Source organism: Deltaproteobacteria bacterium (assembly GCA_016875225.1).
In the GTDB taxonomy this organism is placed as follows: domain Bacteria; phylum Myxococcota_A; class UBA9160; order SZUA-336; family SZUA-336; genus VGRW01.
In genome coordinates this window covers 25,560-41,966 of the sequence record VGRW01000025.1, presented here as the reverse complement: position 1 = coordinate 41,966, position 16,407 = coordinate 25,560, and the positions used below count along the sequence as shown (strand labels likewise).

At 70.6% G+C, this 16,407-nt stretch carries 17 protein-coding genes; 14 read left to right on the top strand and 3 right to left on the bottom strand.

Annotated features, from left to right (window positions below; all coding sequences use genetic code 11):
• From FJ108_08530 to xth, 3 genes are all read left to right on the top strand, one after another.
• On the top strand, positions 1 to 2,701 hold a 2,701-nt coding region (locus FJ108_08530), incomplete at its 5' end, for an indolepyruvate ferredoxin oxidoreductase family protein (protein ID MBM4335945.1).
• Positions 2,702 to 2,715: 14 nt separating this feature from the next.
• Complete coding sequence (locus FJ108_08525; GenBank protein MBM4335944.1) at positions 2,716 to 2,934, top strand: phosphoenolpyruvate protein kinase; 219 nt, start codon at positions 2,716 to 2,718, stop codon at positions 2,932 to 2,934.
• A gap of 10 nt (positions 2,935 to 2,944) precedes the next feature.
• A complete protein-coding gene (xth, locus tag FJ108_08520; GenBank protein ID MBM4335943.1) occupies positions 2,945 to 3,712 on the top strand; it encodes an exodeoxyribonuclease III in 768 nt (255 codons plus the stop codon).
• Here the strand turns inward: xth and FJ108_08515 are convergent.
• Positions 3,709 to 4,269 (bottom strand): hypothetical protein, encoded by a 561-nt coding sequence (locus FJ108_08515; protein ID MBM4335942.1) that lies wholly within the window; start codon positions 4,267 to 4,269, stop codon positions 3,709 to 3,711. The two genes, xth and FJ108_08515, sit on opposite strands and share 4 nt — an antisense overlap.
• A gap of 250 nt (positions 4,270 to 4,519) precedes the next feature.
• Between FJ108_08515 and FJ108_08510 the strand changes: the two genes are divergently transcribed.
• From FJ108_08510 to FJ108_08465, 10 genes are all read left to right on the top strand, one after another.
• Positions 4,520 to 5,515 (top strand): PD-(D/E)XK nuclease family protein, encoded by a 996-nt coding sequence (locus FJ108_08510; GenBank protein MBM4335941.1) that lies wholly within the window; start codon positions 4,520 to 4,522, stop codon positions 5,513 to 5,515.
• Positions 5,516 to 5,539: 24 nt separating this feature from the next.
• Positions 5,540 to 5,965 (top strand): (2Fe-2S)-binding protein, encoded by a 426-nt coding sequence (locus tag FJ108_08505; protein MBM4335940.1) that lies wholly within the window; start codon positions 5,540 to 5,542, stop codon positions 5,963 to 5,965.
• 18 nt (positions 5,966 to 5,983) lie between these two features.
• Positions 5,984 to 6,784 carry a hydroxyacylglutathione hydrolase gene (gene gloB, locus FJ108_08500; GenBank protein ID MBM4335939.1) on the top strand — a complete coding sequence of 267 codons (801 nt, stop codon included), beginning with the start codon at positions 5,984 to 5,986 and terminating at the stop codon, positions 6,782 to 6,784.
• 152 nt (positions 6,785 to 6,936) lie between these two features.
• Positions 6,937 to 7,431, top strand: a complete 495-nt coding sequence (locus FJ108_08495) for a hypothetical protein (protein ID MBM4335938.1) — start codon at positions 6,937 to 6,939, stop codon at positions 7,429 to 7,431.
• 195 nt (positions 7,432 to 7,626) lie between these two features.
• Complete coding sequence (locus FJ108_08490) at positions 7,627 to 7,839, top strand: hypothetical protein (GenBank protein MBM4335937.1); 213 nt, start codon at positions 7,627 to 7,629, stop codon at positions 7,837 to 7,839.
• 142 nt (positions 7,840 to 7,981) lie between these two features.
• Positions 7,982 to 8,866, top strand: a complete 885-nt coding sequence (htpX, locus tag FJ108_08485; GenBank protein ID MBM4335936.1) for a protease HtpX — start codon at positions 7,982 to 7,984, stop codon at positions 8,864 to 8,866.
• Positions 8,867 to 8,885: 19 nt separating this feature from the next.
• Positions 8,886 to 9,791 carry a transcriptional activator NhaR gene (nhaR, locus tag FJ108_08480; protein MBM4335935.1) on the top strand — a complete coding sequence of 302 codons (906 nt, stop codon included), beginning with the start codon at positions 8,886 to 8,888 and terminating at the stop codon, positions 9,789 to 9,791.
• Positions 9,792 to 9,929: 138 nt separating this feature from the next.
• Positions 9,930 to 10,949: a TerC family protein gene (locus tag FJ108_08475; protein MBM4335934.1), complete on the top strand. Its 1,020-nt coding sequence runs from the start codon at positions 9,930 to 9,932 to the stop codon at positions 10,947 to 10,949.
• A gap of 69 nt (positions 10,950 to 11,018) precedes the next feature.
• Entirely contained in the window at positions 11,019 to 12,275 is a 1,257-nt protein-coding gene (locus tag FJ108_08470) for an LLM class flavin-dependent oxidoreductase (protein MBM4335933.1), read from the top strand.
• A gap of 2 nt (positions 12,276 to 12,277) precedes the next feature.
• Complete coding sequence (locus FJ108_08465) at positions 12,278 to 13,060, top strand: alpha/beta hydrolase (protein MBM4335932.1); 783 nt, start codon at positions 12,278 to 12,280, stop codon at positions 13,058 to 13,060.
• A gap of 13 nt (positions 13,061 to 13,073) precedes the next feature.
• Here FJ108_08465 and FJ108_08460 read toward each other — a convergent pair whose 3' ends face one another.
• The gene (locus tag FJ108_08460; protein ID MBM4335931.1) at positions 13,074 to 13,949 is read right to left on the bottom strand and encodes a hypothetical protein; all 876 of its coding nucleotides are present in this window, start codon (positions 13,947 to 13,949) and stop codon (positions 13,074 to 13,076) included.
• A 200-nt stretch (positions 13,950 to 14,149) separates the two neighbouring features.
• Here FJ108_08460 and FJ108_08455 point away from each other — a divergent pair, with 200 nt between their 5' ends.
• On the top strand, positions 14,150 to 14,512 hold the full coding sequence (locus FJ108_08455) for a response regulator (protein MBM4335930.1): 363 nt from the start codon (positions 14,150 to 14,152) through the stop codon (positions 14,510 to 14,512).
• Here FJ108_08455 and FJ108_08450 read toward each other — a convergent pair.
• Entirely contained in the window at positions 14,472 to 16,367 is a 1,896-nt protein-coding gene (locus FJ108_08450; GenBank protein ID MBM4335929.1) for a PAS domain S-box protein, read from the bottom strand. The two genes, FJ108_08455 and FJ108_08450, sit on opposite strands and share 41 nt — an antisense overlap.
• Positions 16,368 to 16,407 lie beyond the last annotated feature (40 nt).

Here is a 16,407-nt window from a genome sequence, read left to right as displayed (position 1 = left end):
CCCCCCGCGGCACGCGCGCGACCGGGTCGGACTGCTGGCCGCAGGCTCGCTGTACCGGGAGCTCGAGAGCGCGCTCGCTCTGCTCGGGCTCGACGAGCCGGAGCGCGCGCGGCTCGGGCTTCGTTTGCAGAAGATCGACCTGGTCTGGCCGCTCGAAGCGGAGCGCGTGCGCGAGTTCGCCTCCGGCCTCGAGGCGATCGCCGTCGTCGACTCGCGCCGCGGCGGACTCGAGGAGCAGGTTCGCGCCGCGCTCTACGACGGGCCGACGCGCGCTCGAGTGCTGGGAAGCCGCGACGAGCGCGGCGCGCCCTGGCTCGCGCGGCGCCACGAGATCAGCGGCGGCACGCTCGCGCAGGATCTCGCTCCGTGGCTCGCTTCGCGGCTGGGCGAGCCGGCGCTGGCCGCCCGGATCGCGCCGCTCGAGGCTGCGCTATTGCGTGCGGAGTCGGGGGCCGAGCCGTCGCGCGCGCCGCACTTCTGCAGCGGCTGTCCGCACGCGGCGTCCACGCGGCTTCCCGAGGGGTCGCTCGCGGGCGGCGGGATCGGCTGCCACACGATGGCGCTGTTGATGCCCGAGCGCGAGGTGAAGCTGGTCGGCGCGATGGGCGCCGAGGGCTCGCACTGGATCGGGCTCTCGCCCTACACCGAGTCGAGACACCTGTTCCAGAACCTCGGCGACGGCACCTACTTCCACTCCGGCCGGCTCGCGGTGCGCGCCTGCGTCGAGGCCGGCGTGTCGATCACCTATAAGCTGCTCTGGAACGGCGTCGTCGCGATGACCGGCGGCCAGGACGCGGTCGGCGCGAAGCCGCTCGCGGCGCTGGCGCGCGACCTGCTCTCCGACGGCGTGCGCCGGATCGTGGCGATGAGCAACGACGCCGAGCTCGTCGCGCTCGCCGGGTACGAGCCGCGTGTCCGCGTCGTCGAGCGCGGCGGCTGGGACGCCGCGATGCGCGAGCTGCGCGAGCAGCCGGGCACGAGCGTGATGATCTGGGACGAGCCGTGCGCGAACCAGAAGCAGCGGCTGGAGCGCCGCGGCGTGCTCGCGCGCTCGCGCGAGCGGATCGTGATCGACGAGGACGTCTGCGAGGGCTGCGGCGACTGCGGCCTGAAGTCGGCCTGCGTCTCGCTCCGGCCCGTGGCGACCGCGCTCGGCCGCAAGACGCGAATCCACGCCAGCTCCTGCAGCGACGACCGCTCCTGCCTCGACGGCGACTGCCCGGCGTTCCTCGGCGTCGAAGCGCCGGTCGCGGAGCCGGTCCGATTCGAGTCGCTCACGAGCGCGGAGCTTCCCGACCCTCCGCCCACGGAGTGGGACGGGAATCGCTTCGAGCTGCAGCTCGTCGGGATCGGAAGCACCGGCGTGGTCACGATCGACGCGCTGCTCGTGCGCGCCGCCGAGCACGACGGGCTGTACGCGATGCACCTCGACCAGACCGGGCTCGCGCAGCGCGGCGGAAAGGTGGTCTCGCACTGCGTGCTCTCGCGCGCGCCGCTCTCCGGCAGCCCGCGAATCGAGCCGGGGCGCGCGGACGTGCTGCTCGCCTTCGACCCGCTCGGCGCTTCCGACCGCGAATCGCTGCGCGCGCTCGACCCGGCGCGAACTCGCGCGCTGGTCCACGATCTCTACGTTCCGACCGGCGCGGACGTCAGCACGCCCGGCTTCGAGCCGCCGTCCTCGAGCGAGCTCTCCGGGCCGCTCCGCGCCGCGACGCGAACGCTGGAGCGGGTGCCGGCCGAGCTTCTCGCCGAAGCCGCGCTCGGGCAGGCGCTGGCCGCGAACCTGCTGCTGCTCGGCTTCGCCTGGCAGCGCGGTCTGGTGCCGGTGTCGCGCGCTGCGCTCGAGCGCGCGATTCGCGAGAACGGCGTGGCCGTCGCGGCGAACCTGCGCGCGCTCGAGCTGGGCCGCGCGGTGGCCTGCGACGCGGCGCTCGCGGCGAAGCTTCTCGACGACGCGACTCCGCCCGCGATCGGCGACGGCACGAGGATCGCGGCCGCATCTAGCGCGCTCGGGCGAAGCTGGAGCGATCTGCACGAGGCGCTGAACCGCTTCGAGCACGCCAAGGACTGCGATCGCGTCACGAACCGGATCGCGGCGCTGGCGCTGGATCTGGTCGACTATCAGAGCACGCGGCTCGCCGCGCGCTTCTGCGCGCGGATCGCGCGGCTGGCAGAGATCGAGGCTTCGCTCGATCCGGACGGCCCTGCGCTCACCGAGGCCGCGGCGATCGAGCTCTACCGCTTCCTCGCCTACAAGGACGAGTACGAGGTCGCGCGGCTCTTGCTTCGCGGTCCGCACCGACGCTGGCTCCGCCGCCACTCCGCGCGCGAGCCGCGCATCCGCTACCACCTGCAGCCGCCGCTGCTGCGCAGTCTCGGGCTCACGAGGAAGCTCGCGTTCGGGCCGTGGATCGAGCCGCTCTTCGCGGCGCTGATCCGCGCGCGCGGACTGCGCGGGACGGCGCTCGATCCGTTCGGCTGGACGCGCGCGCGCAGGCTGGAGCGCGAGCTCGCCGGCTGGCTCGAAGGCGTGCTCGACGAGCTCGGCGCACGGCTGAGCGCCGAGAACCGAGCCGAAGCGCTCGAGATCGTGAAGCTCGCCGCGGGGATTCGCGGCTACGAGGGTGTGAAGGCCGCGCGCGCCGCGAGCTTGCGCCCGATCATCGACCGGAAGCTCGCGGCGGTGGCATCGCTGCGCTGAGCTATTCTGCGGCCGTGTCGGAATGGCTGCGCCTCGCCCGGGATCCCAAAGTCGTGCGACGCGCGCTTCGCACCACGGTCGTGGTGGGGACGATCCTGATCGCGATCAACCACGGCCGCGCGCTGATCCGCGGCGAGCTCGACTGCGAGCACGTGCTTCAGATCTGTCTCACGCTGCTGGTTCCGTACGGAGTCTCGACGAGCTCGAGCGTCGCGGCCCTGCGGTCGCGCTAGCAGGGCCTTCGTGCGGCTTCTGTCCTGGAACGTGAACGGGCTGCGCGCGGCGGAGCGCGGCGGCTTTCTGGACTGGTTCGCCGAGCAGCGCGCGTTCGCGGTCTGCGTGCAGGAGATCAAGGCGCGCCCCGAGCAGCTCGCGGACGCGCTGCGCAGCCCGCGCGGCTACCACGCCTTCTTCCACCCTGCCGAGAAGCCGGGCTACAGCGGCGTGGCGACCTTCACCCGCAGGGAGCCGCTCGACGTGGTCGTCGGGATCGGCGCGCCCGAGTTCGACCGGGAGGGCCGCGTGCTGCGCACCGAGTTCCGCGACTTCGTGTTGATCAACGCCTACTTCCCGAACAGCCAGCGCGATCACGCGCGGCTCGACTACAAGCTGCGCTTCTGCGCCGCGATGCTGCGGCTCGTGAACGGCTACCGCCGCTCGGGACGGAACGTGCTGCTCTGCGGCGACTACAACGTGTCGCACCGCGAGATCGACCTGGCCAATCCGAAGTCGAACGCGAAGAACGCCGGCTTCCTGCCCGAGGAGCGCGCCTGGATGGACCGCCTGATCGGCCCGCACGGCTGGGTCGACACGTTCCGCGCGCTCTGCGCCGAGCCGGGCCACTACACCTGGTGGAGCCAGCGCCCCGGCGTGCGCGAGCGGAACATCGGCTGGCGGCTCGACTACTTCGTCGCGAATCCCGAGCTCATGGAGCGCGTCGCGCGCGTGCGCCACCAGACCCAGGTGCGCGGCTCGGATCACTGCCCGGTGGAGCTCGAGCTTCGGAGCTAGATGTCGTAGGCCGGATCGACCGAGCCGGACTCCGAGTCCTTGTGCTTCACCTGCAGCTGCGGCGGCGTGATCTGCACGCGCGAGTACGGCGGCACGGACTGGTGTAGCCAGACGTTTCCGCCGATCACCGAGCCCTCGCCGATCACCGTGCTTCCGCCGAGGATCGTCGCGTTGGGGTAGATCGTCACGTCGTCCTCGATCGTCGGGTGGCGCTTGCTGCCGGCGTCGAGCCTGCCCTGCTTGTTCGAGAACGCTCCGAGCGTCACGCCGTGGTACATCTTCACGCGGTTGCCGATCACCGCGGTCTCGCCGATCACCACGCCGGTGCCGTGATCGATGAAGAAGTGGCAGCCGATCGTGGCCCCGGGGTGGATGTCCATTCCCGTCTTGCTCTTGGCGTGCTCCGACATGATTCGCGCGGCGATCGGGGCGCCGAGCTCGTAGAGCACGTGGGCGATGCGGTAGGTCGAGACCGCGTACGCGGACGGATACGCCGCGATCACCTCGGCATAGGACTTCGCCGCCGGGTCGCCCTTGAAGGCGGCCTCGACGTCCATTCCGACGCAGTGGCGGACGTCGGGCAGGTGCTCGATGAAGCGGGACGCCAGGTCCGATCCGACCAGCCCCGAGAGCAGACCGTGCACGACCTCGAGATCGGAATTCAGCCGCTCCGACGGGGTCTGCTCCAGGATGATTGCGCGCAGATTCTCGAGCACGTCGACCACGCGCGCGGTGTCCGGGCAGGCCTGGCGCCGCGCCTCGCTCACGGGATCGTTCTGCTCGCGCTTGGCGCGCAGATGACTTGCGATCGATTCGGTCAAGGTGGACACGTCAGGCTCTCCCTTCACCTTCGACCTCCCGCCCCCGGGCAAGGTTACTCGCGAGGCCGGGATTTTCAAAGCAGGCCGGCCGACGCATACTGGCCCGGACTCTGGGGGGAGCGTGACCGAGTACAGCCACTCGCGCCTTTCGTCGTACGAGAGCTGCCCGCGCAAGTTCAAGTACCGCTACGTGGACCAGATCAAGGTCGACACCGAGGGCGTCGAGGCGTTCATGGGCAAGCGCGTGCACGAGATCCTCGAACGGCTCTACCACCACGTCGCGCGGAACGGCCGGCCGCCGAGCCTGGCGCAGGTGCTCGAGCGCTACCGGAAGGACTGGTCGCGGAGCTGGCACGAGAAGGTCCAGATCGTGCGCAAGGAGAACCCGCCGGAGTACTACCTGGAGCGCGGCGCGCGCGGTCTCGAGAACTACTACCGCACCTGGTACCCGTTCACGTCCGGCGAGACGGTCGCGCTCGAAGAGCGGCTGCGGCTCGAGCTCGACGGCGACGGCCGCTACAAGATGCTCGGCATCGTCGATCGGATCGTGCGCCAGGGCGACGGCGTCTTCGAGATCCACGACTACAAGACCAGCGCGAGCCTTCCGCCGCAGCGCCAGGTCGACCAGGACCGCCAGCTCGCGCTGTACCAGATCGGGCTCGAGCAGACCTACCCGGACGTGCAGCAGGTCGAGCTCGTCTGGCACTACCTGATCTTCAACAAGACGCTCCGCTCGCGGCGCTCGCCCGAGACGCTCGAGAGCTTGCGAAAGGCGACGATTCAGCTGATCGACGCGATCGAGGCCGAGCGCGAGTTCCCCGCGCGCCCGGGGCCGCTCTGCCGCTGGTGCGACTACGCGGGGATCTGCCCGGAAGCGCCAGCCTCCGTCCGCTCGGCCGCTCCCGACCGGATCGCCGATCCGGGCTTGCTCGTCCCGGACGCGGACGAGCAGGCCCGCCAGCTCTCCCTGCTCGGGGACTGACCCGCTCCGGCCGATGAGACCGTGATGGTGCGGCTGATCTGTCGCTGCATGGGGATGTCGAGCCGACGGATCGAGGCCTTCGTCCGCGAGCATGGCCTGGCGGACGTGGACTCGATCGCCGAGCGCCTCGGCGCGGGGAGCGGCTGCGGGAGCTGCCGGCCCGACCTCGAGGAGATCCTCGCCGACGTGCGCGGCGCGCCGCTTCCGGAAGCGATCCGTCGCGAGAACCGCGCCCGCGGCGAGGCGGAGGCGACGCGGCGGGTCGAGACCGCGCTCTTCGGAAGCATCGCCGCGCGGCTTCCCGCGAACACCGAGATCGAGCTCGTGTCGGTCGCGGGCCTGCGAGTCGAGCTGCACGTCGCGCAGGGCGACTCGTCCGAGCTTCGGGCGCTGGTCTCGGAGCGGCTGTGCAAGCTCGTCTGCGAGGAGCTCGAAGTCGCGTTCGCGTGATCGGCTAGACTTGCGGGCATGCGAGTCGAACGCGTCCCGACGCTGCGAGACAACTACACCTATCTGGTGATCGATCCCGCCTCGAACGAGGCGGCCGTGATCGACGCGCCGGAAGCGGCGCCCGTGATCGCGCGGATCGCGAAGCTCGGCGTCCGGCTCACGAAGATCCTCTCGACGCACCACCACCTGGACCACTGCGGCGCGAACCCCGAGCTCGCCGCCCGCTACGGCGTGCCCGTGGTCGGGCACGTCTCGGACGCGGAGCGGATTCCCGGCTTTACCGACGGCGTGGACGAGGGCGAGCACGTGAGGGTCGGCAGGCTCTCGGCCGAGGTCGTGTTCATCCCGGCACACACGCGCGGCCACGTCGCGTACGTGTTTCCCGGCGCGGTCTTCTGCGGCGACACGCTCTTCGCCGGCGGCTGCGGGCGGATCTTCGAGGGAACGCCGCAGATGATGCACGAGGCGCTGAACCTGAAGCTCGGCCGGCTCCCCGACGCCACGCGCGTCTACTGCGGGCACGAGTACACCGAATCCAATCTGCGCTTCGCGCTCACCCTCGAGCCGCGAAACGCCGCGCTGGTCGAGAGAATGGACCGAGTGAAGCGGGCCCGTGCAGGCGCGGCGGCGGACTGGCACGACGCAGCCGAGGCCGAGATGACCGTGCCCTCGACGATCGCCGACGAGCGCGCGACGAATCCGTTCATGCGCGCGAGCTCGCCGGAGCTGCTCGCGAGCGTGCGCGCGCTCCTGCCCGCGACGCCCGCGGACCCGGCGAGCGTACTCGGCGCGGTGCGCGCGCTGAAGGACAAGTTCTGAGCGATCGCGTCGCGGTCCTCGCGCTCTGCGCCTGCCTGCTCTGCCCGGCGCCCGCGGCGCACGCGGACTCGCGCTCGCGGCCCGAAGAACGCGTCACGCTCACGCACGTCGACGACCGGGTCCTCGCCGTCACCTCCGCGGGTTTTGCCGCCGTGGTCGCCGCGCTCGAGCTCGGGGAATCGGTCGTCGCGCTTCGCACCCAGGGCGAGGTCGGCGTGGCCGTGACCACGCGGCGCCTGCTCGCGATCCAGTCGCGCGCCGCGAGCTTCGTCGAGACGCGCTACCGCGTCTCGGAGTCGGCGCCGGGGGAGCAGGACCTGGAGGTCCGCGACCGGCTGGTCGTCGTGGCCTTCCCGGCGCGGATCCTGGCGTTCGCGCCGCAGATCGCGTCCTGGCGCGAGTTCGGCCTGGGCCCGGGCGAGAGGCCGATCGAGCTGCTCGCGGACGAGAACGTGGCCGCCATCATCACGCCGCGGCGCGCCGTCGCGTTCTCGCCGCTCTCGAGCGGATTCGTCGCGTACCCGCTGGCTCCCGGAGAGATTCCGGAGCGCAGCACGCTCGGCGCGGACTCGGTGACGCTGGTCCTGCCGCACCGGATCCTGATCTTCCGGGCGGCCGACTCGCGCTGGTCGAGCCTGAATCGCTGATCGGTCCGCGCGACGGAGCGTTGACGAGAACCGTCACCGTGCTGACGGACTTCGGCCACATCCGCGCTCCGGAGGGCGGGAGACAGACTCGCCAGGCTCGAATATCCGCCCACTTCCACGCGTCTCGTGCGCATGACGCAGGTTGGCACGCCCGATGCTTCTGCACTCTGGAGAAGCAGAGGGGAGCAGCTCTCGATGACCCAGGTCGCCCATACGCTCGCGCAGCTCGAATCGATCGAGGCGGACCATCCCGAGACGCTGACCCTGCTCGACCTGGTCGCGGCGATCTCGGACGAGGCCGAAACCGACGAGGAGGTCGTGGCCACGATCCAGCACCTGATCGAGAGCGGAAAGGTCACCCTGGTCGGGAACTTCCGCTCCGGCGACGTGGAGCGGCGCCGCCGCTAGCTCCGACCCGGCGCCCCGCCCCGGAGCTCCGCGAATCATCGTGAAAGGCGATGAGTAGCTCGGGATTTATCTATTGGACCAATGAGTCCTCCGAGCCGAAGCTCTCGCTAGAAACGGCGGATCCACGGCAGAGGAGGCATCCATGAAGCGCATCGTCCTGTTCGCGGCCACCAACCTCGCGATCCTGGCAGTCCTGGTCCTGGTCGCGAGCCTGCTCGGGCTCGGAGGCACGCTCGACGCGCGCGGCGTCGCGCTCGACCTGCCCAAGCTGCTCGCTTTCGCGGCGGTCTTCGGCATGGGAGGCTCGTTCCTGTCGCTGCTGCTCTCGAAGTGGCTGGCGAAGCGCGCGACCGGCGCGCGCGTGATCGAGCGCCCGGCCGACGAGGAGGAGGCCTGGCTGGTGCAGACCGTGCGCGCGCAGGCGCTCGCGGCCGGGATCGGCGTACCGGAGGTCGCCGTGTACGACTCGCCCGAGCCGAACGCCTTCGCGACCGGCGCCCGTCGCGACGCCGCGCTGGTCGCGGTCAGCACCGGGCTGCTGAGGACCATGAGCCGGCGCGAGGTCGAATCGGTGCTCGCGCACGAGGTGAGTCACGTGCAAAGCGGCGACATGGTCACCCTCGCGCTGATCCAGGGCGTCGTGAACACCTTCGTGCTCTTCCTCTCGCGCGTGATCGGTCACGCGGTCGATCGGCTGGTCTTCCGCAGCGAGGAAGGCCACGGCCCGGCCTTCCTGGTCACGTCGCTCGCGTCGCAGCTGGTGCTCGGCATCTTCGCCACGCTCCTCGTGCTCTGGTTCTCGCGCCAGCGCGAGTTCCGGGCGGACGCCGGTGCGGCTCGCCTGGCCGGTCGCGAAGGCATGATCGCGGCGCTCGAGTCGCTGCGCCGGCACGCGGGCGGGCGCAGCGACCTGCCCGAGGGTCTGTCCGCGTTCGGGATCGCGGGCGGCGGCGGTCGCTTCGCGCGCTGGTTCGCGAGCCATCCTCCGCTCGAGCAGCGCATCGAGCGGCTGCGCAACGCGGCGTGACGGGAGATACTCCCGCCGCGTGGACTGGCTCAACTACCATCACCTGCTCTACTTCTACACCGTCGCGAAGGAGGGCAGCGTGTCGCGCGCGGCGCGGCAACTGCGCCTGGCGCAGCCCACGCTTTCGGGACAGATCCGCAAGCTCGAAGAGGCCTTCGACGAGAAGCTCTTCGCGCGCGCAGGGCGCAATCTCGTGCTCACCGAGATGGGCCGGGTCGTGTTCCGCTACGCGGAGGAGATCTTCACGCTCGGACGCGAGCTGACCGAGACGTTGCGCGGGCGGCCTTCCGACCGCAGCCCGCGGCTCGTGATCGGCGTCGCCGACGTGGTGCCGAAGCTGATCACGGCGCGGCTGCTCGAGATCGCGCTCGCGCAGGCGCCGCCGGTCCAGCTCACCTGCCTCGAGGGCAAGTCGGACCGCCTGCTCGCGGACCTGGCCCTGCACGGGTTCGACCTGGTGATCACCGACGCGCCACTGTCGCCCCACGTGAGCGTGAAGGCGTACAATCACCTGCTCGGCGAGGCGCAGGTGGGCTTCTTCGCCACGCGCGCGCTCGCGGAGCGGCTGCGGCGCCGCTTCCCGGACTCGCTCGGCGGCGCGCCGCTGCTGCTGCCGACGCCCAACACACAGCTGCGTCGCTCGCTCGACCAGTGGTTCCAGCGGCGCGGGATCCAGCCACGCCTGGTCGCAGAGTTCGAGGACAGCGCGCTGGCGAAGGTCTTCGCGCAGCACGGCCACGGGATCTTCGCGGCCCCGTCGCTTCTGGCGCAGGAGCTTCGCGATCAGTACGGCGTGCGCGCGATCGGCGACGCGGACGGGGTGATCGAGCGCTACTACGCGATCTCGGTGGAGCGGCGCATCAAGCACCCGGCCGTCGCGGCGATCACCGAGGCCGCGCGCGAGCGGATCTTCAAGCGCGGCTAGCCGTTCGGCCCGCGCCGGTCGCCGCGATCGTTCGCGATTCTCGATGCGATCTCGCGACATTATCTATTTTCCAAGTTCGCGACGCGCTCCGATCCTCCCGGCAGACAACCGGGGAGAAGGATCGTGTCGACCGAGCACTTGCTGTTCCCGTTCGCCGAGTACGCCTGGCTGTACGGCGCCGTCATCGCGCTCGTGCTGGCGCTTCTGGCGCTGGACCTGGGCGTCTTCCACAGAGACGCGCACGCCGTCTCGATCCGCGAGGCGGCGGTCTGGACCGTGGTCTGGATCTCGCTCGGCGTGGCGGTGAACGTCGCGCTCTGGCAGTACGCGCACTGGGCGTTCCCGCGCGACCCGCGCCTGCTCGCCATCCCCGGCTTCGATCCCGCCGCGGCCGCGGACCGCGTGGGATTGGAGTACCTGACCGGCTTCCTGGTCGAGAAGGCGCTCGCGGTCGACAACATCTTCGTCTTCGTGGTGGTCTTCTCCTATCTGGCCATCCCGCCGCGCTACCAGCACCGCGTGCTCTTCTACGGGATTCTCGGCGCGCTGGTGTTCCGCTCCATCTTCATCGCGATGGGGTCGGTGCTGCTTCGCTACGAGGCCGCGGTGATCTTCTTCGGCACGCTGCTGATCCTGACCGGCATGAAGATGCTCTGGGTGGGCGACGCAAAGCCCGCGCCGGAGCGCAATCCGATCGTGCGGCTGATGCGCCGCTTCGTGCCGCTCAGCGACGGCCTGCGCGAGCAGCGCTTCCTCGTGCGCGAGAACGGCCGTTGGCTGGCGACCCCGCTCTTGATCGCGCTGGTCTGGATCGAGGCGACCGACATCGTCTTCGCGGTCGACTCCGTGCCCGCGATCTACGCGCTGACCCGCGAGCCGCTGATCGTGTTCGCGTCGAACATCTTCGCGATCCTGGGCATGCGCTCGCTCTACTTCATGCTGGCCGGCGCCGTGGATCGCTTCCACCTGTTGAACTACGGGCTGGCGCTGGTGCTGGTCTTCGTGGGCGTGAAGATGGTCTGGCTGAACGGCGCCTTCGGCGGGAAGCTCCCGATCGAGATCTCGCTGGGCGTGATCGCGCTGCTGATCGGAAGCGCCATGCTCATGTCGGTGCTGTTCCCGAAGCAGCCCGCGCGGCGGGAGCAGAGCTCGGCCTGATTTCCCGCGCGCGGCCGTGATAGAAGGAAATGAGGTCGACTCGGTTCGCAACTGTGTGGAGGGAGCGCGATGAAGTTCCACTGGTTCAACCTGATGCCCTGGCCGCACCTGCCGGCCGACTTCCGCGAGAAACACCGCAGCGTCTGGGTCGACGTCGACTCGCGGCTCTACGATCCGGTCGTCGGCCACAAGGTCTACAACGACTACCTGGATCTGCTCGAGTTCGCGGGCGACCTCGGCTTCGACGGGCTCGGCATCAACGAGCACCACCAGAACGCCTACGGGCTGATGCCCTCGCCGCAGCTGATGGCCGCGACGCTGGCGCGGCGCACCGCGAAGCCTTCGATCCTGCTGCTCGGCCAGTCGATCGCGCTCTACGATCCGCCGACGCGCGTGGCAGAGGAGATGGCGATGGTCGACGTGATCTCGGGCGGGCGGCTGATCGCCGGCTTCCCGGTCGGCACCTCGATGGACGACAACTACGCGTTCGGCGCCAACCCGGCCACACTGCGCGAGAAGTACCGCGAGGCGCACGACCTGATCCGGCGCGCCTGGAGCGACCCGGACGTGTTCGCCTGGAACGGCAAGCACACCAAACTGCGTTACGTGAACATCTGGCCGCGGCCGGTGCAGAACCCTCCGCCGGTCTGGGTGCCGGGCGGCGGCTCGATCGAGACCTGGGATTTCTGCGCGGAGCAGAACTACAACTACAGCTACCTCTCCTTCAGCGGCTACCTGCGCGGCGAGCAGCTGATGCGCGGCTTCTGGCAGCGCATGGAGCAGCTGGGCAAGACCTTCAACCCCTACCAGGCCGCATTCGCACAGCAGATCTGCGTGGCCGAGACCGACGACGAGGCGCAGCGGCTGTACGAGCCGCACGTGCGCTACTTCTTCGACCGCTGCCTGCACATCTGGCCCGGCTTCGCCGACGCCCCCGGCTACCGCACCGAGGCGACGATCCGCGCGGGGCTCGCGACGCAGGTCGCGGGTGCTGCGGCTTCGCCCGTGCTCGCCAACAAGCTGTCCTGGAAGGAGCTGGTCGAGCAGGGCTTCATCGTCGCGGGCAGCCCCGCGAGCTGCATCGAGCAGATGCAGAACGTCGCGCGCAAGCTGAAGATCGGACACGTCGTCTGCTTGCAGCACATCGGCGACATGCCGACCGAGAAGTGCATGCAGAACACGGAGCTCTTCGCGCGGCGCGTGATGCCGGAGCTGCGCCCGATCTGGAAGGAGTACGAGGACCAGTGGTCGCCCAAGCCGATCGCCGAGAAGGCGCGCGCGGTGCCGAGACCGATCGCGAGCGGCGCGGCCGCGGGAGGGCGCTGATCATGGATCTCCGAACGCTACGCATTCCAGCGTCGGGCCGCACGGTCCACTACTACCGCGCGGGGAAGGGCCAGCCGCTGCTCTATCTGCACCACGTGGCGGGGCTCGCGGGATTCGAGCCCGCGCTCGAGCGGCTCGCCGAATCCTTCGACGTGATCGCGCCGTTCGCGCCGGGCTGGGGCCCGTCGAAGGACGACCTCGAGGCGATCGACCGCGGCCCTCTCGACCTCACGCTGCACCACGGCGACCTGCTCGAGACGCTCGGGATCGAGAGCGCAAGCGTGGTCGGGATCAGCATCGGCGCGTGGATGGCGGCGGAGCTCGCCGCGATCCTGCCCGCGCGCGTGCGCAGGCTCGTGCTCGTAAACCCGCTCGGAATCTGGCTGGAGGACGCGCAGGGCGCCGATCCATTCGCACAGCACCCGCTCGAAATGACGCGCGTGCTCTTCGCGGATCCGAAGCTGCGCGAGACGATGCTGCTGGCCGGGCACCCGAGCCCCGTCGAGGGGCTGATCGCCGAGATGCTCGCACTTCGCGCGAGCGCGAAGTTCCTCTGGCCGATCCCGGACACGGGCGTGGCCTCTCGCCTGCCGCGGATTCGCGCCGCGACGCTGGTGGTGACGAGCGAGAAGGATGCGGTCGTTCCCGCGGCGCACGGCCCGGCCTGGCAGACGCGCATTCCCGGCGCGAAGCTCGCCGTGCTTCCCGCTGCGGGGCATCTCGCGGAGCTCGAGCAGCCCGAAGCGTTCGCCGCGCTGGTCCGCGAGTTCGCGCTGCGCGGCTAGGGCGTCTTCGGCCTCACGGCGTCGATGCGCCGAGCAGAGCGGTGATCCGCTCCGAGCGGAGCACGCTCGCCGCGAAAGCTGCGAAGCCCGCCGGATCGACCGGCGGGTAGGCGAGGCCATCGCACTGCGCGCTTCCGCCGCGCGGTGCCCAGAGCTGGCGGTCGTCGAGCAGGTACACGCCGTACGCCGTACGCAGCGACGCCGGGTCGGCGTGGCCTGCGATCTCCTTCTGGATCGAGTGCGCGGTGAGCGCCGCGTTCAGAACGATCGCCGACTCGATCAGCGCCTTGCGATAGCCGCTGCGGCGTGAAACCTCGGGGCCGTGCTCGGCGGCCAGCCGTCGCGAAGACGCGTGGACGACGACCAGAAGCCGATCGAGCAGGCTGCGCAGCGCGTGCTCGCCGGCCAGCTCGAGGTGCGCGGAGGGATCGAGGAAGATGTCGACCGCCGTCGACACCGCCCCGCAGCCGCTGTGCCCGAGCACGACGAGCAGCTTCAAGCTGGCGCCCAGATGGTCGACCGCGTACGTCAAGCTGCCGAGCACCTCGCCGCCGAGTCCGTTGCCGGCGACGCGCACGACGAACAGGTCGTTCGGGCCCTCGTTGAAGATCAGCTCGATCGGCACGCGCGCATCGGAGCAGCCGAGCACCGCGGCATAGGGCCGTTGCGGCGGCGCAGCATCGGCGCCCGCCGCGATGCCGAGATCGCGCGGGTCGACGGGGATGATGCGGCGCGCCGTGCCGTCGCCCTCGGCCAGGCTCTCGATCAGATCGGCCATCGCGCGGCTTCCGGCCTCGAGGCGCTCGCGGGCTTCGGTCGCACTCGTTGGACGCGCCCGGCCGAGCGCGCCCGCAGCGTCGTAGCGATAGACGATCTCGGCAAGCTTCATTTCCGCTCCCCAGGCAGACGCAGGCCAGCCTAGCTGCCGAGCGACCGCTTCGCCGGCCGACCTCGCGCTCGTCGGCCCGGATCCTGCACGAGTCCCTTCTCAGGCTGCCTTGCAGGCGTAGAGATGGCTATGCGCGCCACATCACCTGTGCTCGAAGCGGACAGACGGTCCGTGCGGCGGGCTCGAAATCAGAGCTCGCGATGATCCTCGTGGTCGTGGCGGAGACCGACCGGGACGTTCGCGACGTCGTCGCCGAGATCCTCGAAGCCGAGGGCGCGCAGGTGCGTCAGGCGTCCAGCGCCGATGACCTGATCCGGGTTCTGGCGAGCGCGGCCTTCGACGCGTTGGTCGTCGAGACGGAGCTCTGGCGGTCGGGCGGGCTGCGACTGCTCGAGGCGATCGAGCGTCGGCAGCCGGCGCCGGCCGTCGTGCTCACGGGCGATTGGCCGGGGGACTCGGAGCCGCCGTCCGACGTGCGCCTGATCGAGAAGCCCTTCGCGGCGGGGTCTCTCGTCGCCGCGTTCAGCGCCGCGCTTGGCGCTCGCCCGTCTCGCTCCGGCTGAGCAGCGCTCGAACCTTCGACACGAGCTCGTCCATCCGGAACGGCTTGCGCATGAAGGCGTCGTCGGGGCCCAGCTCCCCGCGGTCCGCGAGGATCTGGTCGGTGTAGCCCGACATGAAGATGACGCGCGGCCTTCCGCCCGACGTGCGCAGCTTCGCCGCGAGGTCGAAGCCGGTCATTCCGGGCATGATCACGTCGCTGATCAGCAGGTCGACCGGCTGGCTCGACGCCAGCTCCAGCGCCACCGCGGGGCTCTCGGCCCCGAGCACGCGATGGCCCGCTCGCTCGAGCACCTCGCGCAGCAGGTCGCACATCATCGGGTCGTCCTCGACGACGAGGATCGAGCTGGACTCGCAGCTCGGCGCCTCGATCCGCGTCTCGGACTTCGCCGCCAGCGGCGCGGGCTCGGCGACGAGCGGCAGGAAGATCTCGAAGGTCGTGCCGAGGCCGGGCTCGGAGTGCACGTCGATCGCGCCGCCGTGGCGCTGCACGATCCCGAGCACCGTCGAGAGCCCGAGCCCGGTGCCGCGTCCTGGCTCCTTCGTGGTGAAGAAGGGCTCGAAGATCCGAGCGCGGACCTCTGCCGGAATTCCCTCCCCCGCGTCCTGGATCGAGAGCGTCGCGTACTCGCCGGGCGCGAGCCCCAGGCGCGAAGCGCGCGCGGCGTCGAGGTTCGCGCGCCCGGTCGCGAGCCGCAGGACGCCGCCCGAGGGCATCGCGTCGCGAGCGTTCACCACCAGATTGATCACCACCTGATCGAGCTGAGCCGGATCGATTCGCACCGTCCCGGCGCCTTCGTGCAGGTCGAGCTTCACGTCGACGTCCTCGCCGAGCATCCGCTCGAAGAGCTCGCGCACCTGTCGCAGGGCGGCGTTCAGGTCGAGCAGCTCGGGCCGCGTGACCTGCTTGCGGCTGAACGCGAGCAGCTGCTTCGTGAGCGCCTCGCCGCGATTGCCCGCGAGCTTGATGCGCTCGAGCGAGCGCGTGAGCAGCGAGCGGCTCTCGGGATGCGCGAGCGCGAGCTCGACCGAGCCGAGGATCGACGTGAGCAGGTTGTTGAAGTCGTGCGCGACGCCGCCCGCGAGCGTCCCGACCGCCTCCATCTTCTGCGCCTGCAGCAGCTGCGCCTCGAGCGCCTTGCTCGCGGAGAGGTCGCGCATGCTGCCGGCGAAGAGCCGCCGCCCGCCGACCTCGACCTCGCTCACGGACAGGTGGATCGGAAACGTCGCGCCGTCCTTGCGCCGGCCCGCCACCTCGCGGCCAACGCCGATCAGCCGGCGCTGTCGCGTCGCTCGGTAGGCGTCGAGGTAGTCGTCCGCCTCGCTCCGGTACGGCTCGGGCATGAGCAGCTTCAAGTGCTGGCCGAGCAGCTCGTCGCGCCGGTAGCCGAAGGTCTGCTCGAGCGCCGGGTTCACGAACTCGATCGAGCCGTCGCTGTCGACGATCGCGATCGCGTCGCCCTCCGCTTCGACCACCGCCTGCATCCGCGCGGATACCTGGCGTTCGGCCTCCAGGCTCGCGGCCAGCCGGATGCGGGCGCGCTGCGCCCGACCGGCGAGCAGGCTCGTGACCACGCCGATCGCGAAGAAGGCCGTGATCAGCGCGCGGTGATCGGCGCGCTCGATCCAGAGCGACCCGAACGGCGGCAGGAACAGCAGCGACGCCGCGAGTCCGGTCGCGAACGTCGCGAGCAGCCCCGGTCCGAGGCCGCCGATCACGGCGGCCGCGGCCGTGGCGACGTAGAAATTGAAGAAGAGGCCGACGTCGCCGATCGGCTCGTCCGCCACGGCGCGAATCGCCGCGGCCAGGGCGGAAAGCGCGATCGCGATCAGGTAGCCCCGGGCCTTCTGGTGCACTCCGTCCGCCCCTCGCTGGGCGGCAGTCTGGCAGCGGGAA